Annotated in this window: 1 protein-coding gene; it reads left to right on the top strand. The window is 49.7% G+C overall.

Annotated features, from left to right (window positions below; all coding sequences use genetic code 11):
* Positions 1–453 (top strand): hypothetical protein (locus EOC83_RS33005; protein WP_164762440.1); only part of this gene is annotated, 453 nt, incomplete at both ends.

Genomic DNA, 453 nt, shown 5'->3' on the forward strand with positions numbered 1-453 from the left:
CATTTCGAGATCGAACCTACTGACTCATGTTGCCGAGACATCTGCCCCTTTCGACGGTGCGCTCTTTGTAGCTTTGATCGATGCCTGGGCCGCGTTTGACACGCACGAGATACTCAAGTCGCTGACACGGGTGCACAAAGCAGCCGCATTTCCTGCGCCTGCGGAAAAAATGGTAGGAGATCTAGTTCAGGAACTGAGGAGAAACCAAGCCGAGCGCGCAACAGCGAGTTTCGCTGACCAGCCAGACCAAGCGGCGGCCACAATGAAGAAAGCCGTTTCCGCAATACTGATGGACCCTGATCCAAAGCGTATCGAAGCTGCAGAGATTTTATTGTCAGAGTACAGCAAACAGATAGATAGGAGTATTCAAAACAGGCGAAATGCCATCTTCGAAACGCTAGAAGCCCTTTTGAAAAATACGTCTGGCGTCAACGATATTTCAAAATTTAAGTC

Origin of the sequence: Mesorhizobium sp. Primo-A, from assembly GCF_003997175.1 — a bacterium.
GTDB lineage: Bacteria > Pseudomonadota > Alphaproteobacteria > Rhizobiales > Rhizobiaceae > Mesorhizobium > Mesorhizobium ciceri.